Origin of the sequence: uncultured Streptococcus sp. (assembly GCF_963456385.1) — a bacterium.
Classification (GTDB): domain Bacteria; phylum Bacillota; class Bacilli; order Lactobacillales; family Streptococcaceae; genus Streptococcus.
On sequence record NZ_CAUOLF010000002.1, the window covers coordinates 14,554 to 37,138 of the forward strand.

Below are 22,585 nucleotides of genomic sequence, written 5' to 3' on the forward strand. Positions count from 1 at the left end.
AGATGAAAATTGGATTTATCGGTCTGGGAAATATGGGCGGCAGTCTTGCCCGTCTAGTTGCCCAAGATGAAAGATTTAGAAGCGAATTACTTCTGGCTAATCGCAGTCGTGACAAGGCTGAAAAGATTGCTGCGGAAGATGGTGGGCAGCCGGTCAGTAATGCAGAAGTTTTTTCTCAGGCAGAAGTGATTTTTCTGGGAATCAAACCGGCTCAATTTGCTGACTTGCTGTCTGAATATCAGGAAGTTCTAGAGAAACGGGAGTCTGTTTTGTTGGTTTCAATGGCTGCTGGTCTGACCTTGGAAATATTAGAAAGATTGACACCCAGCCACCATCGTTGGATTCGGATAATGCCTAATACACCGGTAGCTGTAGGTGAGGGCGTTATTAGCTTTGCTTTATCCCAGCAGGCAAATCAAGCGGATGAAGACCTGTTGCGGGAACTTCTGTCTTCGGCTGGTCTTTTGTTCAAACTAGAGGAAAAGCAGCTGGATGCGGCGACTGCTCTTGCTGGCTGTGGACCAGCTTTCGTCTATCTCTTTATAGAGGCTTTAGCGGATGCAGGTGTCCGGGCAGGACTCAGTCGCGATATATCCCTTCAGCTGGCCAATCAGACACTTTTAGGAGCTGCTAAGCTAAGTCAGGTCAGTGGGCAACATCCTGCTCAACTCAAAGACCAGGTCTGCAGTCCGGCTGGTTCGACCATCGCTGGGGTAGCCAGTCTGGAAGAAAATGCCTTTCGAGGAACGGTCATGGATGCCGTTCAAGCTTCCTACAAGAGGACGCAGGAGTTGGGGAAGAAATGATTTAGAACTTCGATTTTTTGAATTATAGAAAAGGGTGTGGCTTGCGAGGACAATTTTTGTCTTTACAGGTTCACTCTTTTTTCCTTTGTTTAATAATCAAATAAGTCCTCTCTTTAAAACTGTGGTATAATAAGTACTATGCAAACCAAACCGACCTCTGCTTATGTGCACATTCCTTTTTGTACTCAGATTTGTTATTACTGCGATTTTTCCAAGGTTTTTATCAAAAATCAGCCGGTAGATTCTTATCTGGAGCATTTGATTGAGGAGTATGATTCTTACGATATCAAAAAGCTCCGTACCCTCTATATCGGTGGAGGGACTCCGACAGCTCTATCGGCGCCTCAACTAGCCTTTTTGCTGGAAAAGCTGACAGATAAGCTGGACTTGTCTTATCTAGAAGAGCTGACCATTGAAGCCAATCCTGGGGATTTGGATCAGGAGAAGATTGCTGTACTCAAAGACTCGCCTGTCAATCGGGTTTCGCTGGGGGTACAGACTTTCAATGACCGCATGCTTAAGCAAATTGGCCGCAGTCACTTAGAAAAGGACATCTATGAGAATATTGCCAATCTCAAAAAAGCGGGTTTTGACAATATCTCGATTGACCTGATTTATGCCCTACCCAAGCAGACCATGGAAGATGTGAAAACTAATGTATCCAAGGCCATTGCTTTGGACATTCCTCACATGAGTTTGTATAGCTTGATTTTGGAAAATCACACAGTATTTATGAATCGGATGCGGCGAGGGAAGCTGCCTCTGCCCAAGGAAGACTTGGAAGCGGAGATGTTTGAATACATTATAGCTGAGCTGGAAAAAGCAGGTTTTGAGCATTATGAGATTTCAAACTTTTCCAAGCCAGGCTTTGAGAGTCGCCACAATCTCATGTACTGGGACAATGCGGAATATTATGGTGTTGGAGCTGGAGCGTCTGGCTATGTCGATGGTGTCCGCTATAAAAACCATGGACCCATTCGTCATTATCTGCAGGCAGTGGAAGCGGGCAATGCCCGTGTGCAGGAAGAAATGCTGACATTGAATGAAAAGATGGAAGAAGAGATGTTTCTAGGACTGCGGAAGAAGTCAGGTGTTTCTAAAAAGCGTTTTGAGGAAAAATTCGGCCTTTCCTTTGAAGACCAGTACGGAGCTGTTGTGTCTGAGCTGACTGAGCAGGGCTTGCTAGTGCCGGACAGAGACATCGTGCGCATGACCAAACAAGGCCTCTTTTTGGGGGATACGGTTGCTGAGAAATTTATATTGGAGTAAATAATGGGCTTAACTTATCAAATGAAAATGAAAATTCCTTTTGATATGGCAGATATGAATGGCCATATCAAGCTGCCGGATGTCATCCTGCTGTCCTTGCAGGTATCGGGGATGCAGTCGATCGAGCTTGGTGTCAGTGACAAGGATATGCTGGAGCAGTATAACCTAGTCTGGATTATCACGGACTACGATATTGATGTGACACGTCTGCCACGATTTGCAGAGGAGATTACTATCGAAACAGAAGCCTTAACTTATAATCGGCTCTTTTGCTACCGTCGCTTTACGATTTTTGATGAAGCGGGTGAAGCCATTATACAGATGATGGCAACCTTTGTTCTTATGGATCGAGATAGCCGCAAGGTTCGTGCCGTTGATCCGGAGATTGTAGCGCCATATCAATCAGACTTTTCCAAGAAATTACTGCGAGGTCCTAAGTATCCAGACTTGGAAAATCCTGTCAGCAAGGACTACCATGTGCGCTTTTACGACTTGGATATGAACGGACATGTCAACAACAGCAAGTATCTGGACTGGATTTTCGAGGTTATGGGGGCAGACTTCCTTACGAAGCATATTCCTAAGAAGGTCCATCTAAAGTATGTCAAGGAAGTTCGACCAGGCGGCATGATTGCTTCTAGCTATGACCTAGAAGGTCTGCAAAGCAATCATCGGATTTCCAGTGACGGCGAAGTCAATGCCCAGGCTTTAGTGACCTGGCAAGAGTTTAATCAGGAAAGTTAGAAAGAGCAGAAATGACTTATAAAGGATATTTGATTGATTTAGATGGGACGATTTATAAGGGCAAGAGCCGGATTCCGGCTGGTGAAGCTTTTGTGCATGAGCTGCAGAAGCGCAAGATTCCCTATCTTTTCGTGACTAATAATACTACTCGCACACCAGAAGCAGTGCAGACTATGTTGGCGGAGAATTTTAATATTGAGACACCGCTTGAGACTATTTACACAGCTACTTTAGCAACTATTGACTATATGCAGGAGAAAAAACTGGGCAAGAAAGTCTACGTTATCGGTGATGTCGGGCTTAAACATGCCATAGAAGAAGCTGGATACATAGAGGATACAGAAAATCCAGACTATGTAGTAGTGGGGCTGGACTGGGAAGTGGATTACGAGAAGCTGACAATAGCGACTCTGGCTATTCAAAAGGGTGCTCACTTTATCGGAACCAATCCAGATCTCAACATTCCGACTGAGCGAGGTTTGCAGCCGGGAGCTGGCGCAATCAACGCCCTCTTGGAAGCAGCCACTCGGGTTGAACCGACCTTTATTGGCAAGCCCAATGCCATCATCATGGAAAAAGCCATAGAGCATTTAGGACTGGCGCGTGAAGAAGTGGTCATGGTTGGCGATAACTATCTGACAGATATTCGAGCGGGAATCGACAATGGCATTCCGACCCTTTTGGTTACGACAGGCTTTACCCTGCCAGAAGAGGTGCCAAATCTGCCGATCCAACCGACGCATGTCTTGTCCAGTCTAGCGGAGTGGGACTTCGATGCGTGATAAGTTGAAATTTTCAGCCAGCGTCTTGTGCTTGTTGGCAGCAGCGATATTGCTAACTATTTATCTGGCCTGGCTCTTATACCCGATGGAGATTTCTTATTTCAACCTACCGGATAAGGTTTATTTGAAAGCAGAAACTATCCAGTATAATTTTAATATTTTGATGAATTATCTGACCAATCCTTTTAGTCAGAAACTGGCGATGCCAGATTTTCGCTCGTCAGCAGCTGGTCTGCATCATTTTCAGGCAGTCAAGTATCTTTTTCACTTGGCGCAAGTTATTTTTCTAATAACTTTGCCGGCCTTTATCTTCTTTATCAAAAAAGTGGTTAAAAAGGAATTTTTGAGTCTTTACAGACGGGCTTTTCTAGTGATGAGTATCTTGCCGCTTGTCTTTGCTGGCTTGGCTTTTATGATTGGTTTTAACAATTTTTTTACACTCTTTCATCAAGTTCTCTTTGCAGGAGACAATACCTGGATATTTGACCCGGCCAAGGATCCAGTTATTTGGATTCTGCCAGAAGAATTTTTCATGCACGCCTTTATTCTTTTTGCTTTGTTTTATGAGGGGATCTTTTTGACCTTGTATTTCCTTAGCAGAAAGGGTAAAGAGCAAACTTAATATAGGAGATTTTATGTATTATATACCCGAACCTTTAAATCCTAAAAAAGATCTAGGACGATTTTCAGCGACTTGCTTCACTTATTTATGGGTTATGCTTGCTGCTGTCTTCATTTACGTATTTGTTGCTTTTTTTGTCATCATGCCAGGACAAGGTATGGACATTCAAAAGACGCAAGACATTGTTACCAAATTCATGGAAAAGGACGGCGGAGCCTATATTCTAGCTTCCTGTCTCGGTGTTCTTACTTTTACGGTGTCTCGGGGTAAGCAGCTCTTTAAATACGACCTTCGTCGCAAGGGGCGGAAGATGACTCCTAAAGTTTTCTTTTATATGATTTGCTTCCTTTTATTCGCCCAAATGTTTACAGCTGTTGTCAATCAGATCATGCAGGCTATCATGCAACTCTTCAATCTAGATCTTTCTAGTATGGAATCAGGAGGCGGCGGTTCTGAAACACTGACCATGTTGATTTATTCATCCTTGATGGCTCCGGTTACGGAGGAAATTATTTTCAGAGGTGCTGGATTAAGAGCGTTAGAGAAGCATGGAAAGATTTTTGCCATTCTTCTGACTGCGATTTTGTTTGGTCTCTTTCATGAAAATCTTTATCAGTTTTATTTTGCTAGTTTGATTGGTTTAGGTTTTGGCTATATCGCTTTTGAGTATTCGATTATCTGGTCTATCATTTTTCATGCTCTCAATAACTTTGTCATAGCAGAAGGTATAGCTTTTCTTTCAAAAAAAGCTCCAGAGCCTATTGTTAACATCGTTTTTTACGGCCTACTAATCGCTGGCAGTACAGTATTTCTTTTGCTCTTAATCTTGAAATGGCCAAAATTTAAGGAATACATTGACACAAATCGTTCGCTCCCAGGGACTTACCGACAGGCTTTTAAATCAGTCTGGTTCTGGGTTTTGGTTGTGTTTACTTTTCTTGGAACGTTTCTGCCTGTCATGGCAGCCTATCTTGTATCATTGATCAATAATAGCTAATTGTCTTTTATTTGGCAGTTATGCAATGATATGAAAGGAGTTGGACATAGTCCAGCTCTTTTTTGTTCGGTAAAAAGATAGAAAATGAAAGATTTTGATAGAAAGTGCTTGACATTGAAAAATAAAGAGGTATAATAATAATCGTAAACGATTCCAAAGGAGGTACTTTATGCTGAAGTCGGAAAGAAAGCAAGTTATTCTAGAGACAGTCATAAAAGAAAAATTTGTTTCTTTAGACTATCTAGTACATGCTTTAAACACTTCAGAGTCAACTATCAGAAGAGATTTGGATGAACTGGAGAGCGAGCATAAACTGCGACGAGTTCATGGTGGAGCCGAAAGCTTTCATTTTCTGCAGGAAGAGGAGAGTAATCAGGAAAAATCTATCAAAAGCATTCAAGAAAAGACATCTATTGCCAAGATGGCAGCAAGCTTGATTCAAGAGCATGATGTGATTTTTATTGATGCGGGGACAACCAATGAGCTTTTAGTCAATGAGCTGCATGATCCTAGAGTGACAGTGGTCACCAACTCCATTCACCATGCGACCAAGTTGGTAGAGCGCAATATCCCGACAGTCATAATTGGCGGAAAGGTCAAGCGTTCAACGGATGCCAGCATTGGCGGTGTGGCTCTGAATCAAATCGGTCAGTTGAATTTCGATAAGGCCTTTATTGGAATGAATGGCATTGACGACGGCTTCTTTACCACTCCAGATATGGAGGAAGGAGCTGTCAAAAGAGCGATTTTGGAGAATGCTAAGAAGACTTATGTCTTGGCTGATCTTTCTAAACTAGGACAGACGTCCTTTGTCAAGGTCGCTCCTCTTGCCAAAGCAAGCATTATTACTATTCAAAATGAATCGGAAGTGATTCAAGCGCTGAAAGAAAAAACGGAGGTGATTGAGGTATGATTTATACTGTCACACTAAACCCTTCCATCGACTATATTGTTCGTCTGGACAAGGTCCTTATAGGAAGCGTCAATCGGATGGACAGTGACGACAAATTCGCTGGCGGGAAGGGAATCAACGTTAGCCGAGTTCTCAAACGTCTAGGTATTGAGAATACAGCGACTGGTTTTATCGGTGGTTTTACTGGCAAGTTCATCACAGATACTCTGGAAGAGGAAGGAATCTCAAGCCATTTTGTAGAAGTTGAGCAGGATACTCGTATCAATGTCAAGATTAAAGCAGATGCTGAGACAGAAATTAATGGACCTGGTCCAGAAATTTCCAGTCAGAAACTAGAAGAACTTGAGAAGTTCCTTTCTTCTCTGACCTCAGAAGATACGGTAGTCTTCGCAGGCAGCAGTCCTAAAAATCTAGGAAATGTTGTCTACAAGGAGTTGATTGGCCTGACCAGAAAGACAGGAGCGCAAGTCGTCTGTGACTTTGAAGGCCAGACGTTGCTTGATTCATTAGAGTTTGAGCCGCTCTTGGTCAAACCTAATAACCACGAACTAGGTGATATTTTCGGAGTCAAGCTCGAAAGCTTGGATCAGATTGAGAGTTATGCCCGTCAAATCTTAGACAAGGGTGCCCAACATGTCATCATTTCCATGGCTGGTGACGGTGCCTTGCTGGTAACTCGAGAGGGTGCCTATTTCGCTAAACCTATCAAGGGCAATGTGAAAAATTCTGTTGGTGCTGGCGACTCTATGGTGGCTGGATTTACCGGAGAGTTTGTCCGCTCTGGTGATGTTATTCAAGCCTTCAAATGGGGAGTGGCCTGCGGAACGGCGACCACCTTCTCAGATGATTTGGCGACAGCTGATTATATAAAAGAAATCTATGAAAAAGTAGAGGTAGAAAAAATATGAAAATTCAAGACTTACTAAGAAAAGATGTGATGTTGCTAGACTTGCAGGCAACAGAGAAAAAAGCTGTTATCGAAGAAATGATTCAGAGCCTAGTGGATCATGGCTATGTAACAGACTTCGATACTTTCAAAGAAGGGATTTTGGCTCGTGAAGCCTTGACTTCTACAGGCTTGGGTGATGGAATCGCTATGCCTCACAGCAAAAATACTGCAGTGAAAGAAGCGACAGTACTTTTTGCCAAATCAAATAAAGGCGTAGATTATGAAAGTTTGGATGGCCAACCAACTGATCTTTTCTTCATGATTGCAGCTCCAGAAGGTGCTAACGATACTCACTTGGCTGCCTTGGCTGAATTGTCCCAATACCTGATGAAGGATGGTTTTGCGGATAAACTGCGTCAAGTGACTTCGCCTGATCAGGTGATTGAGCTCTTTGACCAAGCTTCGGAAAAAGCGGAAGAACCTGCTGTTGTTGAACCTGCCAATGAAGGAGGAGATTTCCTTGTAGCTGTAACAGCTTGTACGACTGGGATTGCACATACCTACATGGCTCAAGAGGCCTTACAAAAGGTCGCAGCTGAAATGGGTGTCGGCATCAAGGTTGAAACCAACGGTGCCAGTGGTGTCGGAAATAAACTGACAGCAGAAGATATCAAAAATGCCAAAGCTGTTATCATCGCGGCAGATAAGGCCGTAGAGATGAATCGCTTTGACGGCAAGCCGTTAATCAATCGTCCAGTTGCAGATGGTATTCGTAAGACAGAAGAACTGATTAATCTGGCTCTTTCAGGAAATGCTGAGATTTACAAGGCTGCTAACGGTGGCGGTGCTGCAGAATCTGGTAATGAGAAACTTAGTCTGGGCGGCGCTTTTTACAAGCACTTGATGAGCGGTGTTTCCCAAATGTTGCCATTCGTTATTGGCGGTGGTATTATGATTGCCATTGCATTCTTGCTGGATCAGATCTTAGGTGTACCAAAAGATCAGCTTTCTAATCTGGGAAGTTATCATGAAATTGCAGCTCAGTTTAAAGCAATTGGTGGAGCAGCCTTTGGCTTCATGCTGCCAGTATTAGCTGGTTATATCGCATACTCAATCGCTGAAAAGCCAGGTCTGGTTTCTGGTTTCGTAGCTGGTGCAATTGCAAGCAGCGGTGCATCATTTGGCGGTGTTGCCTATGCTGAAGGCGGTCAGAAAACACTTGATTTAGTTGGTGTATCATCTGGTTTCCTTGGAGCTTTGGTAGGCGGCTTCTTAGCTGGTGGTATTATTCTCCTTCTTCGTAAGCTTCTTGCAGGTCTGCCTCGCTCACTTGAAGGTATCCGTTCAATCTTGCTTTTGCCTCTTCTGGGTGTTCTTGTGACTGGATTTGTGATGTTGGCGGTCAATATTCCAATGTCAGCAATCAATACAGCCTTGAATGATTTCTTGGCAAGTCTGAGCGGAAGCTCTGCTGTCCTCCTCGGCCTCTTAGTCGGTGGTATGATGGCTGTCGATATGGGTGGGCCGGTTAATAAGGCGGCTTATGTATTTGGTACTAGTACACTTGCAAGCACTGTTTCAACTGGTGGTTCGCCTGTTATGGCAGCAGTTATGGCTGCTGGTATGGTCCCTCCTTTGGCAGTATTTATTGCGACTCTTTTGTTCAAACATAAATTTACTGAAGAAGAACGTGATTCAGGTTTGACAAACATCGTCATGGGACTATCTTTCATCACAGAAGGAGCGATTCCTTTTGGAGCTGCTGACCCAGCCCGTGCTATTCCAAGCTTTATCGTAGGTTCAGCTCTAACAGGTGCTCTTGTAGGATTGTCAGGTATCAAGCTCATGGCTCCTCACGGAGGAATCTTCGTTATCGGTTTGACAAACAATCCAATTCTTTACTTGGTATATGTATTGATTGGTGCAGTAGTCAGCGGTATTATCTTTGGTTACCTGCGCAAACCACTTAAGAAATAATATTTAAAAGAATCTCGCTTGTCAGTGAGATTCTTTTTTGTGTTTTCCGGCCTGCAAATTTTAGCATGGAAACTTCGCTCGATATATGGTATAATGGGCCTATCGCATATTTTTAGGAGAATAAAAATGAACATACAGCGTGAAAAAGAATTTGTTAGTCAGTACCATTTTGACGCCCGAAATTTTGAGTGGGAAAAAGAAAATGGAACACCTGAAACCAAGGTTGATGTGAATTTCCAATTGGTCAAAAGAGATGTTGAAGCCCACACAACTTCATTGATTGTGATTTTGACTTTTATGATTGTTTTTGAGAATTTTGTTATCAGCGGAACCATTTCGCAAGCCAACCACATTCACGGTCGTCTTATTGAAGAACCGAGTGAATTTGACCACGATGAAGTAGAAGAGCTGGCTCGGCCTTGCTTAACTATGCTCAACCGCTTGACTTATGAAGTGACAGAAATTGCTCTGGATTTGCCAGGCATTAATTTGGAGTTTTAATTATGAAGTTAGCGGTTATCACAGATTCATCGGCCTATCTGCCGGCTTCCCTGCTGGAGAATGAAAATCTTTTCGTCTTGGATATTCCGGTCGTGATTGCTGGTGAGACTTATGTCGAAGGCAGAAACTTAACAGCCAGTGAATTTTATGAAAAAATGGCTCAGTCAGATGAATTGCCCAAGACCAGTCAGCCTAGCATTGCTGAGTTAGAAGAGATTCTCACTATTCTAGATGGAAAGGACTATACCCATGTTCTAGGGCTCTTTCTATCCAGCGGTATTTCTGGTTTTTATCAAAATATTCAGTATCTGAAAGATGAGTTTCATGGTTTGAAAATTGCCTTTCCGGATTCTAAGATTACCAGTGCACCGCTCGGTATCATGGTCCAATCTGCTCTAGAGTGGGCAGAACAAGACCTGGAGTTTGAAACAATTTTAGCCAATGTCCAGAAGCAGATAGATGGCACAAGTGCTTTTATCATGGTGGACGACTTGGACCACTTGGTCAAAGGAGGACGCCTGTCTAACGGTGCAGCTATTCTGGGAAATCTGCTCAGTATCAAGCCTATTCTGTATTTTAACGATCATGGTGTAATAGAAGTTTTTGAAAAGATTCGGACGGAGAAGAAGGCCACCAAGCGTATGCTGGAACTTGTCCAAGAAAGAACAGCAGGCGGTGCTTATCAGATTATGGTTATTCATGGCAATGCGCCAGAAAAAGCAGCTGAGCTTCAGCAAAATCTGCTAGACAGCGGCATTTCTGGAGCAGTTCCTATTGCCACTTTTGGCAGTGTCATCGGGACTCACTTGGGTGAAGGCAGCGTTGCACTGGGCTATATTCCTGTGATCTGATTGCTTGAAAGTCTGAGTTTGTCTCTGTAAGGAGGAAAATATGAGTATCAAAGTTATTATTGCTGGTTTTAAAGGAAAAATGGGTCAAGCAGCCTATAAAATGGTGACAGAAGATCCTGAATTAGAATTAGTTGGACTGCTGGATCCTTTTACGGATGAAAAAGAAGTGGCTGGTGTTCCCGTCTTTAATGCCAAGGAAGAATTGGCTGAAATGGAAGCCCATGTCTGGGTTGATTTTACAACCCCTAAAGTAGCTTATGACAATACTCGCTTCGCTCTATACCAGGGATTTTGCCCAGTTGTCGGAACGACAGGTTTTACTCCAGAACAGTTGGAAGAGTTAATCGCATTGTCTAGGGAAAAGGAGCTGGGCGGATTGATTGCGCCAAACTTTGCCTTGGGAGCTGTTTTGTTGATGCAGTTTGCGGCTCAGGCAGCCAAGTATTTCCCGAATGTAGAAATCATTGAGCTGCATCATGATCAGAAAAAGGATGCACCGAGTGGGACGGCTATTAAGACAGCCGAGCTCATCAGCCAAGTCAGACCGAGCAAGCAGCAGGGAGCTGCTGATGAGGAAGAGTCTATAGCTGGCGCTCGTGGAGCTGATTTCGATGGCATGCATATCCATTCAGTTCGCTTGCCTGGTCTGGTTGCCCATCAGGAAGTAATCTTTGGCAGTCAGGGAGAGGGATTGACCCTGCGGCATGATTCCTATGACCGTGCTTCCTTTATGACAGGAGTTAATCTTGCCATTAAAGAAGTTGTCAAACGCTCAGAATTAGTCTATGGATTGGAACATTTACTATGAGATTAGAAACTCTGCCTTCTGAATTTCAGGAGGCTTTGCCAGTATTAGAGAAGATAAAATCGGCTGGCTTTGAAGCTTATTTTGTTGGCGGTTCTGTTCGAGATGCCCTTTTGCAGCGACCTATTCACGATGTGGATATCGCTAGCTCCAGCTATCCTGAGGAAACCAAGCGTATCTTTGATCGGACAGTTGATGTTGGGATTGAGCATGGAACCGTCTTGGTTCTGGAAAATAACCGTGAATACGAAGTGACGACTTTCCGGACCGAGGATGTCTATGTGGACTATCGCAGGCCCAGCAAGGTTTCTTTTGTACGCTCTTTGGAAGAAGATCTCAAGCGGCGTGATTTCACCATCAATGCTCTAGCTTTGGATGAAAACGGTCAAGTGATCGATCTTTTCCAAGGCTTGGATGATTTGGGAAATCGGATTTTGCGGGCAGTTGGAACTGCTGCAGAGCGCTTTAATGAAGATGCTCTACGCATCATGAGAGGCTTTCGTTTTCAAGCTGCCTTGGATTTTGACCTGGAGCAAGATACTTTTGCAGCGATGAAGGATTGTGCTCCTTTGCTGGAAAAGATTTCAGTTGAACGAATTTTTATCGAGTTTGACAAGCTCTTGCTGGCTCCGTTTTGGCGCAAGGGCTTAGAGGCACTCTTGACAAGCGGTGCCATAGAATTTTTGCCAGATTTGAAGGAAAGCAGAGCTAAGTTAGAAAGGCTCTTTGACTTGGCTTCAGATTTTCGATTTTCAGCGTCAGAGCAGGCTTGGGCAGCTCTTTTACTGGCCTCGGATGTGCAAAATGTCAAAGGCTTTCTGAAAAAATGGAAGACTTCTCGTGAATTTGCCAAGAAAGTAGAAGATTTGGTTGAGATTGCGGCCATTCGATCAGAACGAGACTTGACCAAACGCGATTGCTATGACTATGATATTGACTTATTGCTACAAGCAGAAGAACTACGGCAGGCGCAAGGTTTGGCAGTTGATTTCTCTGCGATTCAGAATCTTGATGCCAGTCTGACTATTCATAGTAAGCAGGAAATGGTGGTCAATGGCGGCATGCTGATGCGGGAGTTCGGCTTTGAGCCAGGACCAAAACTTGGCCAAATTTTGAAAGAGTTGGAATATGCTATTGTAGACGGCCACTTACCTAATGACTTAGAGGCCGTTTACGCCTATATTGAGGAGAAGAAATGAGCGATTTTATCGTTGACAAGCTAACCAAATCAGTAGGTGATAAGACTGTTTTTCGGGATATTTCCTTTATCATTCATGACCTAGACCGGATTGGTCTGATTGGTGTCAATGGAACTGGAAAGACAACGCTGCTGGATGTGTTGTCGGGTAAGTCGGGCTTTGACGGGGATGTCAGCCCTTTTTCTGCTAAGACAGGCTATAAGATTGCTTATCTGACTCAGGAGCCTGATTTTGATGAGGAGCAGACAGTGCTTGACACTGTTTTGTCCAGTGATTTACGGGAAATCCAGTTGATTCGAGAGTACGAGCTGCTCCTAACAGCTTATGATGAAAGTCAACAGTCTAGACTAGAAGCGGTTATGGCCGAGATGGACTCGCTCCATGCTTGGGAAATCGAAAGTCAGATCAAGACGGTTCTGTCCAAGCTTGGTCTGACAAATCTGTCTCTCAAGGTTGATCAGTTATCTGGAGGCCTTCGTCGCCGAGTTCAGCTGGCTCAAGTTCTCTTAGGTGATGCCGATTTGCTCTTGCTGGACGAGCCGACCAACCACCTAGACATTGATACCATTGAATGGCTGACGCATTTCTTGAAAAACTCAAAGAAGACTGTCCTTTTCATCACCCACGACCGCTATTTCTTGGATAATATTTCAACACGGATTTTTGAGCTGGATGGCGGTCGCTTGATTGAATACCAAGGAAATTATCAAGACTATGTCCGTCTCAAGGCGGAGCAAGATGAGCGGGATGCGGCCTTGCTTCATAAGAAACAGCAGCTGTACAAGCAGGAGCTATCCTGGATGCGGCGGCAGCCTCAGGCTCGGGCAACCAAGCAACAGGCTCGTATCAATCGTTTCCATGACCTCAAGAAGGATTTGGTCGGTCAGACGACTGACAGTAATCTGGAAATGAACTTTGAAACCAGTCGTATCGGTAAGAAAGTCATTGAGTTTCAAAATGTAGACTTTGCTTATGATCAGAAGCCTATTCTCTCTCAGTTCAGTCTTTTGATTCAGAACAAGGACCGTATTGGGATTGTCGGAGATAACGGTGTCGGCAAGTCAACCTTGCTCAATCTGATTGTCGGTAAACTTCGGCCTCAGGCTGGTCAGCTCATTATCGGAGAGACAGTCCGAGTCGCCTATTTCTCTCAGCAGATCGAAGGCTTGGATGAGTCTAAGCGGGTCATCAATTACCTGCAAGAAGTGGCCGAGGAGGTCAAGATAGGCGGTGGAACGACCTCCATTGCAGAGCTCTTGGAGCAATTTCTTTTTCCACGCTCTACACATGGAACTTTAATCGAAAAGCTTTCTGGCGGAGAGAAAAAGCGTCTTTATCTGCTCAAGCTTCTCTTGGAAAAGCCGAATGTCTTGCTTCTTGACGAGCCGACTAACGATTTGGATATCGCAACTCTGACGGTCTTGGAAAATTTTCTGCAAGGTTTTGTAGGTCCAGTCATTACAGTCAGCCACGACCGCTATTTCCTAGACAAGGTAGCCAGCAAGATTTTGGCTTTTGAGGATGGAAGTATCAGAGAGTTTTTCGGGAATTACACGGATTACCTGGATGAAAAAGCCTTTCTAGCAGAAAGATCTGCTATTTCTCAAAAGACTGAAAAGGAAAAATCAACCAAGGTGCGCGAGGAGAAAAAACGCATGACCTACTTTGAAAAGCAGGAGTGGAAGTCTATTGAGGCTGATATCGAGGCGCTGGAGGAGCGGATTTCTGAGATTGAAGCGGCCATGCAGGAGAATGGGTCTGACTTTACTCGCCTTTCTCAACTCCAGCAAGAACTGGATGAGCAGAACGAAAAACTGCTGGAAAAATATGAGCGCTATGAATACCTGAGCGAGTTGGACGGATGAAAGAAGTAGTGTTTAGGCAGAGCTGGTTGAAAATATTCCTTTTAGCTTTATCGACGAGCGCTCTTGCTGTCTTTATGACTGCAGTTCTTGTATTACCATCTAAAAATGGATACCTATTATTTGACTCCAATATTTCTGTGATTGAAAAAATGTTTTTGGTGATAGGTACAATTGTTTTTGATTTTCTCTCTATTTTAGTATGGCTTTGTTTGTTTAGAGATAAACGTTTTCTTCGTCTAACGGAACAGGGATTTTACTTCAGACCCCTTCTTTTTAGAGAAGTTTCGTTTTATAGTTGGGAAGAAATCCAGAGGATAGACTATAAAATTGAACGTATTCGACATTATGGGAAGATCCAATTATTCAATAAGAGACATATTTTGACAGTTCATTTCCATTCTGTAAATCTTCCTCTTTTAAAAAGAAGAACTGCTTATAGAATGAGTAAAAAATTGAAGTTTGGTATACCTGAACCGTTAGAAATTACTCTTATGTTACTGAAAAAAGAGAAACCAAAGTGTATTTATGAAATGATGATGAATTACCATAATCAATGTCGAGCAAGTCAGAAGGATAATTAAGGTGAAGTTTATAGTCCGAACAGTTTCATATACTGTTAATCTAAAACGTTTAGAGATGGAACGGAGGCATCTATGAAACTAAGATTGGAAAGTAGAAAATCGAAAAAAACTCAAGAACTGGGAAATTTAATCAAGGCCTACAATCAATCTAAGAGGGAGCCCTCCAAAAGCGAACCTCTTAACATCTATGTAGAAGACGAACAAGGAAATCTGCTGGCTGGTATGGCGGCCGAAACTTTTGGAAATTGGCTGGAGATTGAGTATTTGTATGTGAGCGAGGATTTGCGAGGGCAAGGTATAGGCTCAGAAATACTGTGCAGGGCTGAACAGGAAGCCAGAGAAAGGAAATGCAAATATTCGTTTGTAGACACGTATCAGTTTCAAGCCCCAGATTTTTATAAAAAGCACGGCTATACAGAAGTGTTCGCGTTGAAAGAATACCCCTATACTGGTGAAAGATATTATTATACAAAAGAGTTGTGAGTTAGGATGAGTAAATATAGAAAAGATTATTGGTGAAAAATAGTGCAAGAAAGAATAATAAAAAGAAGTTCGAAAAAAATACTTTTTTGGGCAATTCTTAATAGTTTATTTTCTATTTGTTTGTCTTATTTTTTTGTCTGTTTTATCGTTTTGGAAAATCGACTGACATATTTTTATTCTTACATTTTATTAGTATTACTTTTGATTTTATATCTAATTTTGTTCGCTTCTTGGTGTCTTCTTTTTGCTGACAAAGAGTTCATTAGACTAACGGTGAACGGTTTCTATTATAAGCCTTCTCTAGTGGCAGATAGAGAATTTTTTTCATGGAAAGATGTGTCAGAGATGAATTTTCGTATAATACGAAACAGGTTTACAACTTCTTACAGAATTGAAATAAATTTTAATGACGTCGAGGGACTTTGTAAAACTTCAACTATTGTACGTAAAAATAAGAAGCGCGTCTTTAAAAATCAAGTTGATTTAATTATCCCGTTGATTTTTCTTGAAGAAACGTTTCTGGAACGTATATATGATTCAATGAAGTATTATGAAAGAGAGTGGAGGATAGAATCTAACCATAAGCCATTGGTTAAGAAAAAGAAATTACTAGTACAAGAAAGTAAAGGATAAAAGTAGCTAAGAGAAGTAGCAAAGTTAGATTTTTGTTGATTTTCATTTTTCTTTATGCAAACCTTTTCCTTACTGAAAAAATCTGATATAATGATGATAATTAAAACACAGAGGAGAACATCATGTCGAAAAAAATAATCGGAATTGACCTTGGTGGAACATCTATTAAGTTTGCTATTTTGACTTCAGAGGGCGAAATTCAGGAAAAATGGTCCATTAAAACCAATGTTTTGGACGAAGGTAGCCACATCGTAGAGGATATGATTGAGTCAATCCTGCATCGCTTGGAATTACTTCAGCTTTCAGCAGAGGATTTTATCGGAATTGGTATGGGATCGCCAGGAGTTGTTGACCGAGAAAAGGGCACTGTTATTGGTGCTTACAACCTTAATTGGAAGACGCTGCAGCCAGTCAAGGATAAGATTGAAAAAGCGACTGGGATTCCTTTCTATATTGACAACGATGCTAACGTTGCCGCTTTGGGTGAACGCTGGATGGGGGCTGGAGAAAACCAGCCTGATGTAGTCTTCATGACACTAGGTACAGGTGTTGGCGGAGGAATCGTTGCAGAAGGCAAGCTCTTGCACGGACTTGCTGGGGCAGCAGGAGAGTTGGGTCATATCACTGTTGACTTCGATCAGCCGATTCAATGTACCTGTGGCAAGAAAGGCTGCCTAGAGACAGTTGCATCCGCGACTGGTATTGTCAATCTGACTCGTCGCTATGCTGATGAGTATGCTGGTGATGCTGAGCTGAAAAAACTGATCGACAATGGTGAAGATGTTAATGCAAAGGTTGTCTTCGACTTGGCGAAAGAGGGCGATGAGCTGGCTCTGATTGTCTATCGCAATTTCGCTCGCTATCTAGGAATTGCCTGTGCCAATATAGGCTCTATTCTCAATCCATCTACAATTGTTATTGGTGGTGGTGTGTCAGCAGCAGGTGACTTCTTACTTGATGGCGTTCGCAAGGTTTATGAAGAGAATAGCTTCCCGCAGGTTCGTACTTCAACCAAGTTGGCCTTGGCTACTCTTGGAAATGATGCCGGTGTTATCGGGGCAGCTTCATTGGTTTTACAATAATTCAACAAGTTTACTTCATTTGTTCTCCTGCAGAATGGTCTGTAGGAGAATTTTTATAGAAAATTTGCTATACTAGAAAAAGCTCACTGAACGAAGGAGAAATCATGACGCTAGCAGATACGATTTTCAAAGAGAATATTAAAAAAATTCTGGAGCAAGGTGTTTTTTCTGAAAATGCCCGTCCACGCTACAAGGATGGAAATGTAGCTAACTCTAAATATATCACTGGTTCTTTTGCGGAATACGATTTGAGTAAGGGAGAGTTCCCAATCACGACTCTGCGCCCTATTGCCATCAAGTCTGCCATCAAGGAAGTCCTTTGGATTTATCAAGACCAGTCTAATAGCTTGGAATTGCTCAATGACAAATACAATGTTCATTATTGGAATGACTGGGAAGTTGGCGATACAGGTACTATCGGGCAGCGCTATGGAGCTGTTGTCAAGAAGCACAATATTATCCATAAAATTCTCCAACAGCTGGAAGCCAATCCTTGGAATCGTCGCAATATCATCTCTCTCTGGGATTATGAAGCTTTTGAAGAAACAGATGGCTTGCTCCCATGTGCTTTTCAAACCATGTTTGACGTTCGGCGTGTAGATGGAGACATTTATCTGGATGCGACTCTGACTCAGCGGTCAAATGATATGTTAGTTGCTCACCACATCAATGCTATGCAGTATGTGGCTCTGCAGATGATGATTGCCAAGCATTTCGGCTGGAAGGTCGGCAAGTTCTTTTACTTTATCAATAACTTGCACATCTATGACAATCAGTTCGAGCAGGCGGAGGAGCTATTGTGTCGGGAACCGAGCGACTGCCAACCTCGACTCCTTTTAAATGTGCCGGATGGGACCAATTTCTTTGATATCAAAGCAGAAGATTTTGAGTTATTAGACTATGATCCCGTTAAACCTCAGCTGAAGTTCGATTTGGCTATTTAACGATTTTGAAAAGTGTATGCGAAAACTACCAACCTCAGCAAAAGTTCTGCTTGAATCCATACTTTAAACATGCCTTTTTACAGCAAATTTGATAGAATAGAGTTACTAATACAAAGGATAAAAGGATGACAAAGAAGATTATTGCCATTTGGGCTCAGGCAGAGGATGGTCTGATTGGAAAAGACAAGGTCATGCCCTGGCATCTACCAGCGGAATTGCAGCATTTTAAGGCAACGACGACTGGACATGCTATTTTGATGGGCCGAGTGACCTTTGATGGCCTGCAGCGTCGCATTTTGCCAAATCGAATCAGTTTGATTTTGAGCAAGGACAAGAACTATCAAGTTGACAATGAAAATGTCTTGCTGTTCAGCAATGTGGAAGATGTCTTGGAGTGGTACCACAAGCAGGATAGAAACTTGTATATTATCGGCGGAGCGCAAATTATCAGAGCTTTTGAGCCGTATTTGGAAGAATTGATTCAGACTCAGATTGCTGCTAAGCTTGAAGGAGACACCTATTTCCCTGAGACATTTGACTGGGCTCCTTATCAGGAAGTTAGCAGTGAATTTCATTCCAAAGATGAAAAGAACCCTTATGATTTCACTATAAAAAGATACAAAAGGAAGGACTCGTAAGAATGGAACGTAGTATTTTTGGTTTTTTTACGGCCTTTTTATGTGTCATTTGTCTTATTTGTGCCGTTCAAACCTTTCGGAAAAAGCGGTTTGGACTGGCAGCTTTATTTTTGCTGAATGCTTTTACAAACTTGGTAAATTCCATTCATGCTTTTTATATGACACTTTTTTAACATGTACGAAAGAAAATAAATAGATTTAGAATTTTAGAATTGGAGTAAACAATGCCTACAAGTCGTAATGATGATATGATGGTTTTTTGTTCTTTCTGTGGGAAGAACCAAGATGAGGTGCAGAAGATTATCGCTGGTAATAATGCCTTTATCTGTAATGAATGTGTGGAGCTAGCTCAGGAAATCATCCGTGAAGAGCTAGCCGAGGAAGTGCTGGCAGATCTGTCTGAGGTACCAAAACCTCAGGAGCTGCTTAATATTTTGAACCACTATGTTATCGGGCAAGACCGAGCTAAGCGTGCCTTAGCAGTAGCGGTCTATAATCACTACAAGCGTATTAACTACCACGACAGCCGTGAAGAAGAAGATGTGGAACTTCAAAAGTCAAATATTTTGATGATTGGACCGACCGGGTCAGGTAAGACCTTCCTGGCGCAGACTCTTGCTCGCAGTCTCAATGTGCCTTTTGCCATTGCTGACGCAACAGCTCTGACTGAAGCTGGTTATGTCGGGGAAGATGTGGAAAATATTCTCCTCAAGCTTTTGCAGGCAGCTGACTTTAATATTGAACGTGCAGAACGCGGCATTATCTATGTTGATGAGATTGACAAGATTGCCAAGAAAGGTGAGAACGTCTCAATTACTCGTGATGTTTCAGGCGAAGGAGTTCAGCAAGCACTGTTGAAGATTATCGAAGGAACAGTAGCTAGTGTACCGCCGCAGGGTGGACGCAAGCATCCCCAGCAAGAAATGATTCAGGTTGATACTAAGAACATTCTCTTCATTGTTGGTGGTGCTTTTGACGGTATCGAAGAAATCGTAAAACAGCGTCTGGGTGAGAAAATCATTGGTTTCGGTCAGAATAACCGAGCAATTGACGAAGATGGGTCCTATATGCAGGAAATTATCTCAGAAGATGTTCAAAAATTTGGAATTATTCCTGAGTTAATTGGCCGTTTGCCTGTTTTTGCTGCTCTGGAGCAACTGACAGTTGATGATTTGGTCCGGATTTTGAAAGAGCCTAGAAACGCCCTTATTAAGCAGTATCAGGCGCTTCTATCTTATGATGATGTTAAGCTTGAATTTGACGAAGATGCTCTGCAGGAGATTGCCAATAAAGCGATTGAACGTAAAACTGGTGCGCGCGGCCTTCGCTCTATCATCGAAGAAACCATGATGGATGTCATGTTTGAAGTTCCGAGTCAGGAAAATGTCAAACTTGTCCGCATTACCAAAGAAGCAGTAGATGGAACAGACAAGCCCATTCTAGAAACTGCCTAACGAGGTGCTTATGGAAATCAATACACACAATGCAGAGATTTTGCTGAGTGCAGCCAATAAATCGCATTACCCTCAAGACGATATTCCAGAGATTGCCTTAGCTGGCCGCTCCAACGTTGGCAAGTCCAGCTTCATCAATACACTGCTTAATCGTAAGAATTTAGCGCGAACTTCAGGAAAACCTGGAAAAACTCAGCTGCTAAACTTTTTCAACATTGATAACAAGCTGCGTTTTGTTGATGTGCCAGGTTATGGCTATGCCCGTGTTTCCAAAAAAGAGCGTGAAAAATGGGGGCGGATGATTGAGGAGTATCTGACCAGTCGTGAAAATCTCAGAGCAGTTGTCAGCCTTGTTGATCTTCGGCATGATCCCAGCGCAGATGATGTGCAGATGTATGAATTTCTGAAATATTATGACATTCCGGTTATTCTAGTAGCGACCAAAGCTGATAAAATCCCTCGCGGGAAATGGAATAAGCACGAGTCGGCTATTAAGAAAAAACTGGATTTTGACAAAAATGATGATTTCATTCTTTTTTCCTCAGTCACCAAGGATGGCTTAGATGCTGCTTGGGACGCGATTTTATCAAAAATTTAATAATACGAATTAAATCCAACTCGTTTTTGAGTTGGATTTTTTGAAATAAAACGAAAAATGTCATATACTTGTAAATTATCAATAGTGTTTTTTTAATCTTTAGTATGTTACAATGGTATCATTAACATCTTATTCAGGAGAAGTGCTGTGAAAAAGAGAATTTCAAAAAAAGGTAAGAGAATCCTTTCAGCTTTATTCATCATGACAACAACGATTGCTGTTGGCGTCGTCTTGGCCAAGCATATTAATCCTGCTAGCGCTAATAATAGCGATCAGCAGCCTATGAATCAGACAGACTATTTCATTTCACAAATCGGTGAGCCAGCGCGTCAGTTGGGACAGGATAATGATCTTTATGCCTCTGTTATGATTGCACAGGCTATTTTGGAAAGTGGTTCAGGACAGTCTGGTCTGTCTGGTGAACCTCATTATAACCTTTTCGGTATCAAAGGTCACTATGACGGTCAGTCTGCTAATATGGAGACTTGGGAAGATGATGGAGCGGGAAATGCTTACACCATTAACGACAGTTTCCGTTCATATCCTAGCTATGTAGAATCTCTGCAAGACTATGTTTCGGTTCTCAAACAGGGGCATTTTGCGGGCGCATGGAAGAGCAATGCACCAACTTACCAGGATGCAACAGCTGCCCTGACTGGTGTCTATGCGACAGATACTAGTTACAATGCTAAATTGAATTATATTATTGAAAAATACGATTTGACTCGCTTTGATTCACCACTCTATGAGTCTGGTGCTGGCTATATCGTTTACAATCCCTATCGTCAGCAATACACTACTCAGGATATCTTGGATGTCGATACTGCCTGGGCGAATAGATTTTAATGAAGACAACAAAAAAGAGGGAGACCTCTTTTTATGTTTAATCGTAGATTCTAGGAGTATAGCATGGGAAAATTTAAAGATTTGCTTGACAAGCAAGAAATTATTATTTTAGATGGAGCCTTAGGTACAGAGTTGGAAAGCCGGGGTTATGATGTATCTGGTAAGCTTTGGTCCGCTCAATACCTATTAGACCAGCCTCAGATTATTCAAGATGTGCATGAAAGCTATGTGAGAGCTGGCAGTGACATCATCACTACGTCCAGTTATCAGGCTAGCATTCCAGCATTTATAGAGGCAGGACTAACTCCTGAAAGGGGTTACGATCTTTTAAAAGAGACAGTCTTCTTAGCACAAAAGGCAATCGAAAATGTCTGGACGGGATTATCTCCTGAAGAGCAGAAACAGAGACCTTATCCCCTAGTTGCAGGCTCGGTAGGGCCTTATGCTGCCTATTTAGCTGATGGTTCGGAGTATACGGGAGACTACCAGCTGAGCGAGGGAGAATTTCGAGATTTTCACCGTCCGCGTATCCAAGCTTTACTAGAAGCTGGGAGCGACTTGTTGGCTATTGAAACGATTCCAAATGGAGCAGAAGCGGCAGCAATCCTCCGACTTTTAGCTGAGGAATTTCCGCAGGCTGAGGCTTATTTGTCCTTTGTCGCCCAGTCGAAGAATGCTATATCAGATGGCACTAAGATTGAGGAATTAGGAAACTTAGCTCAAGAAAGTCCACAAGTCTTGGCAGTTGGTTTTAATTGTACAGCTCCGCATTTAATTGCTCCATTATTAGATGGGCTTGGACAAGTGTGCAACAAACCTTTTCTGACCTATCCAAACTCTGGCGAAACTTATAATGGCTTGACCAAGACTTGGCATGATGATCCAGAGCAGGGGCGGAGCTTGCTGGAAAATAGTAAACTTTGGCAAAATAAAGGAGTGTATCTTTTTGGTGGTTGTTGTCGAACACGGCCAGAAGATATTGCTCAGTTAGCAAAAGGGTTTAAGGGTTGAAAATAGATTTTCAATCCTTTTTTAGAAAATTCAAAAAGGTTCTCGAAAACGCTATCAAATGCAAGAACTTTGTGATATACTATACATAGTTTAAA

24 protein-coding genes are annotated in these 22,585 nt (G+C 42.5%); all 24 read left to right on the top strand.

The features are described 5' to 3' along the window. The first annotated feature begins 2 nt into the window (after positions 1-2). The 24 genes from proC (at position 3) to mmuM (ending at position 22,490) form a co-directional block, all read left to right on the top strand. On the top strand, positions 3-806 hold the full coding sequence (proC, locus tag RP262_RS00950) for a pyrroline-5-carboxylate reductase (protein ID WP_311153998.1): 804 nt from the start codon (positions 3-5) through the stop codon (positions 804-806). A 138-nt stretch (positions 807-944) separates the two neighbouring features. Beyond that, a complete protein-coding gene (hemW, locus tag RP262_RS00955) occupies positions 945-2,075 on the top strand; it encodes a radical SAM family heme chaperone HemW (RefSeq protein ID WP_311153999.1) in 1,131 nt (376 codons plus the stop codon). A gap of 3 nt (positions 2,076-2,078) precedes the next feature. Beyond that, positions 2,079-2,819, top strand: coding sequence for an acyl-[acyl-carrier-protein] thioesterase (locus RP262_RS00960; protein WP_009660378.1), 741 nt, complete (start codon positions 2,079-2,081; stop codon positions 2,817-2,819). Between the two features lie 11 nt (positions 2,820-2,830). Then, complete coding sequence (locus RP262_RS00965; protein WP_011836908.1) at positions 2,831-3,601, top strand: TIGR01457 family HAD-type hydrolase; 771 nt, start codon at positions 2,831-2,833, stop codon at positions 3,599-3,601. Beyond that, the gene (locus RP262_RS00970) at positions 3,594-4,223 is read left to right on the top strand and encodes a TIGR01906 family membrane protein (RefSeq protein ID WP_311154000.1); all 630 of its coding nucleotides are present in this window, start codon (positions 3,594-3,596) and stop codon (positions 4,221-4,223) included. The genes RP262_RS00965 and RP262_RS00970 overlap by 8 nt, the downstream gene beginning before the upstream one ends. Positions 4,224-4,236: 13 nt before the next feature. Continuing rightward, positions 4,237-5,220, top strand: coding sequence for a CPBP family intramembrane glutamic endopeptidase (locus tag RP262_RS00975; protein ID WP_311154001.1), 984 nt, complete (start codon positions 4,237-4,239; stop codon positions 5,218-5,220). A gap of 169 nt (positions 5,221-5,389) precedes the next feature. Then, the gene (locus RP262_RS00980; protein WP_311154002.1) at positions 5,390-6,133 is read left to right on the top strand and encodes a DeoR/GlpR family DNA-binding transcription regulator; all 744 of its coding nucleotides are present in this window, start codon (positions 5,390-5,392) and stop codon (positions 6,131-6,133) included. Then, positions 6,130-7,041 carry a 1-phosphofructokinase gene (gene pfkB / locus RP262_RS00985; RefSeq protein ID WP_002906648.1) on the top strand — a complete coding sequence of 304 codons (912 nt, stop codon included), beginning with the start codon at positions 6,130-6,132 and terminating at the stop codon, positions 7,039-7,041. The genes RP262_RS00980 and pfkB overlap by 4 nt, the downstream gene beginning before the upstream one ends. Then, positions 7,038-8,999, top strand: coding sequence for a fructose-specific PTS transporter subunit EIIC (locus RP262_RS00990; protein ID WP_223324008.1), 1,962 nt, complete (start codon positions 7,038-7,040; stop codon positions 8,997-8,999). The genes pfkB and RP262_RS00990 overlap by 4 nt, the downstream gene beginning before the upstream one ends. A 126-nt stretch (positions 9,000-9,125) precedes the next feature. Further along, positions 9,126-9,500, top strand: a complete 375-nt coding sequence (locus RP262_RS00995) for a DUF1149 family protein (protein WP_002915309.1) — start codon at positions 9,126-9,128, stop codon at positions 9,498-9,500. Positions 9,501-9,502: 2 nt separating this feature from the next. Then, on the top strand, positions 9,503-10,351 hold the full coding sequence (locus tag RP262_RS01000) for a DegV family protein (protein ID WP_311154003.1): 849 nt from the start codon (positions 9,503-9,505) through the stop codon (positions 10,349-10,351). A gap of 40 nt (positions 10,352-10,391) precedes the next feature. Further along, positions 10,392-11,159 carry a 4-hydroxy-tetrahydrodipicolinate reductase gene (gene dapB / locus RP262_RS01005; protein WP_311154004.1) on the top strand — a complete coding sequence of 256 codons (768 nt, stop codon included), beginning with the start codon at positions 10,392-10,394 and terminating at the stop codon, positions 11,157-11,159. Next, positions 11,156-12,355 carry a CCA tRNA nucleotidyltransferase gene (locus tag RP262_RS01010; protein WP_311154005.1) on the top strand — a complete coding sequence of 400 codons (1,200 nt, stop codon included), beginning with the start codon at positions 11,156-11,158 and terminating at the stop codon, positions 12,353-12,355. The genes dapB and RP262_RS01010 overlap by 4 nt, the downstream gene beginning before the upstream one ends. After that, positions 12,352-14,220: an ABC-F family ATP-binding cassette domain-containing protein gene (locus RP262_RS01015; protein ID WP_311154006.1), complete on the top strand. Its 1,869-nt coding sequence runs from the start codon at positions 12,352-12,354 to the stop codon at positions 14,218-14,220. Before RP262_RS01010 ends, RP262_RS01015 begins: the two co-directional genes overlap by 4 nt. Then, positions 14,217-14,801: a hypothetical protein gene (locus tag RP262_RS01020; RefSeq protein WP_311154007.1), complete on the top strand. Its 585-nt coding sequence runs from the start codon at positions 14,217-14,219 to the stop codon at positions 14,799-14,801. Before RP262_RS01015 ends, RP262_RS01020 begins: the two co-directional genes overlap by 4 nt. A gap of 72 nt (positions 14,802-14,873) precedes the next feature. Beyond that, entirely contained in the window at positions 14,874-15,284 is a 411-nt protein-coding gene (locus RP262_RS01025; protein WP_311154008.1) for a GNAT family N-acetyltransferase, read from the top strand. A gap of 755 nt (positions 15,285-16,039) precedes the next feature. Then, complete coding sequence (locus tag RP262_RS01030) at positions 16,040-16,999, top strand: ROK family glucokinase (protein ID WP_311154009.1); 960 nt, start codon at positions 16,040-16,042, stop codon at positions 16,997-16,999. Between the two features lie 104 nt (positions 17,000-17,103). Continuing rightward, positions 17,104-17,943 carry a thymidylate synthase gene (locus tag RP262_RS01035; protein WP_004187032.1) on the top strand — a complete coding sequence of 280 codons (840 nt, stop codon included), beginning with the start codon at positions 17,104-17,106 and terminating at the stop codon, positions 17,941-17,943. A gap of 125 nt (positions 17,944-18,068) precedes the next feature. Further along, positions 18,069-18,581 carry a dihydrofolate reductase gene (locus tag RP262_RS01040; RefSeq protein ID WP_311154010.1) on the top strand — a complete coding sequence of 171 codons (513 nt, stop codon included), beginning with the start codon at positions 18,069-18,071 and terminating at the stop codon, positions 18,579-18,581. Positions 18,582-18,583: 2 nt separating this feature from the next. After that, entirely contained in the window at positions 18,584-18,754 is a 171-nt protein-coding gene (locus RP262_RS01045; protein WP_002895584.1) for a hypothetical protein, read from the top strand. Between the two features lie 51 nt (positions 18,755-18,805). Next, positions 18,806-20,035, top strand: a complete 1,230-nt coding sequence (gene clpX, locus RP262_RS01050) for an ATP-dependent Clp protease ATP-binding subunit ClpX (RefSeq protein WP_002917310.1) — start codon at positions 18,806-18,808, stop codon at positions 20,033-20,035. A 10-nt stretch (positions 20,036-20,045) separates the two neighbouring features. Next, positions 20,046-20,633: a ribosome biogenesis GTP-binding protein YihA/YsxC gene (gene yihA, locus RP262_RS01055; protein ID WP_311154011.1), complete on the top strand. Its 588-nt coding sequence runs from the start codon at positions 20,046-20,048 to the stop codon at positions 20,631-20,633. Between the two features lie 147 nt (positions 20,634-20,780). Then, the gene (locus RP262_RS01060; RefSeq protein ID WP_049547374.1) at positions 20,781-21,479 is read left to right on the top strand and encodes a glucosaminidase domain-containing protein; all 699 of its coding nucleotides are present in this window, start codon (positions 20,781-20,783) and stop codon (positions 21,477-21,479) included. A gap of 63 nt (positions 21,480-21,542) precedes the next feature. Further along, positions 21,543-22,490: a homocysteine S-methyltransferase gene (gene mmuM / locus RP262_RS01065; RefSeq protein WP_311154012.1), complete on the top strand. Its 948-nt coding sequence runs from the start codon at positions 21,543-21,545 to the stop codon at positions 22,488-22,490. The last annotated feature ends 95 nt before the right edge of the window (positions 22,491-22,585 follow it).

Bases quoted from the DNA above. Each gene is read 5' to 3' on its own strand.
- proC (WP_311153998.1), top strand. From the start codon at position 3: ATGAAAATTGGATTTATCGGTCTGGGAAATATGGGCGGCAGTCTTGCC.
- hemW (WP_311153999.1), top strand. From the start codon at position 945: ATGCAAACCAAACCGACCTCTGCTTATGTGCACATTCCTTTTTGTACT.
- RP262_RS00960 (WP_009660378.1), top strand. From the start codon at position 2,079: ATGGGCTTAACTTATCAAATGAAAATGAAAATTCCTTTTGATATGGCA.
- RP262_RS00965 (WP_011836908.1), top strand. From the start codon at position 2,831: ATGACTTATAAAGGATATTTGATTGATTTAGATGGGACGATTTATAAG.
- RP262_RS00970 (WP_311154000.1), top strand. From the start codon at position 3,594: ATGCGTGATAAGTTGAAATTTTCAGCCAGCGTCTTGTGCTTGTTGGCA.
- RP262_RS00975 (WP_311154001.1), top strand. From the start codon at position 4,237: ATGTATTATATACCCGAACCTTTAAATCCTAAAAAAGATCTAGGACGA.
- RP262_RS00980 (WP_311154002.1), top strand. From the start codon at position 5,390: ATGCTGAAGTCGGAAAGAAAGCAAGTTATTCTAGAGACAGTCATAAAA.
- pfkB (WP_002906648.1), top strand. From the start codon at position 6,130: ATGATTTATACTGTCACACTAAACCCTTCCATCGACTATATTGTTCGT.
- RP262_RS00990 (WP_223324008.1), top strand. From the start codon at position 7,038: ATGAAAATTCAAGACTTACTAAGAAAAGATGTGATGTTGCTAGACTTG.
- RP262_RS00995 (WP_002915309.1), top strand. From the start codon at position 9,126: ATGAACATACAGCGTGAAAAAGAATTTGTTAGTCAGTACCATTTTGAC.
- RP262_RS01000 (WP_311154003.1), top strand. From the start codon at position 9,503: ATGAAGTTAGCGGTTATCACAGATTCATCGGCCTATCTGCCGGCTTCC.
- dapB (WP_311154004.1), top strand. From the start codon at position 10,392: ATGAGTATCAAAGTTATTATTGCTGGTTTTAAAGGAAAAATGGGTCAA.
- RP262_RS01010 (WP_311154005.1), top strand. From the start codon at position 11,156: ATGAGATTAGAAACTCTGCCTTCTGAATTTCAGGAGGCTTTGCCAGTA.
- RP262_RS01015 (WP_311154006.1), top strand. From the start codon at position 12,352: ATGAGCGATTTTATCGTTGACAAGCTAACCAAATCAGTAGGTGATAAG.
- RP262_RS01020 (WP_311154007.1), top strand. From the start codon at position 14,217: ATGAAAGAAGTAGTGTTTAGGCAGAGCTGGTTGAAAATATTCCTTTTA.
- RP262_RS01025 (WP_311154008.1), top strand. From the start codon at position 14,874: ATGAAACTAAGATTGGAAAGTAGAAAATCGAAAAAAACTCAAGAACTG.
- RP262_RS01030 (WP_311154009.1), top strand. From the start codon at position 16,040: ATGTCGAAAAAAATAATCGGAATTGACCTTGGTGGAACATCTATTAAG.
- RP262_RS01035 (WP_004187032.1), top strand. From the start codon at position 17,104: ATGACGCTAGCAGATACGATTTTCAAAGAGAATATTAAAAAAATTCTG.
- RP262_RS01040 (WP_311154010.1), top strand. From the start codon at position 18,069: ATGACAAAGAAGATTATTGCCATTTGGGCTCAGGCAGAGGATGGTCTG.
- RP262_RS01045 (WP_002895584.1), top strand. From the start codon at position 18,584: ATGGAACGTAGTATTTTTGGTTTTTTTACGGCCTTTTTATGTGTCATT.
- clpX (WP_002917310.1), top strand. From the start codon at position 18,806: ATGCCTACAAGTCGTAATGATGATATGATGGTTTTTTGTTCTTTCTGT.
- yihA (WP_311154011.1), top strand. From the start codon at position 20,046: ATGGAAATCAATACACACAATGCAGAGATTTTGCTGAGTGCAGCCAAT.
- mmuM (WP_311154012.1), top strand. From the start codon at position 21,543: ATGGGAAAATTTAAAGATTTGCTTGACAAGCAAGAAATTATTATTTTA.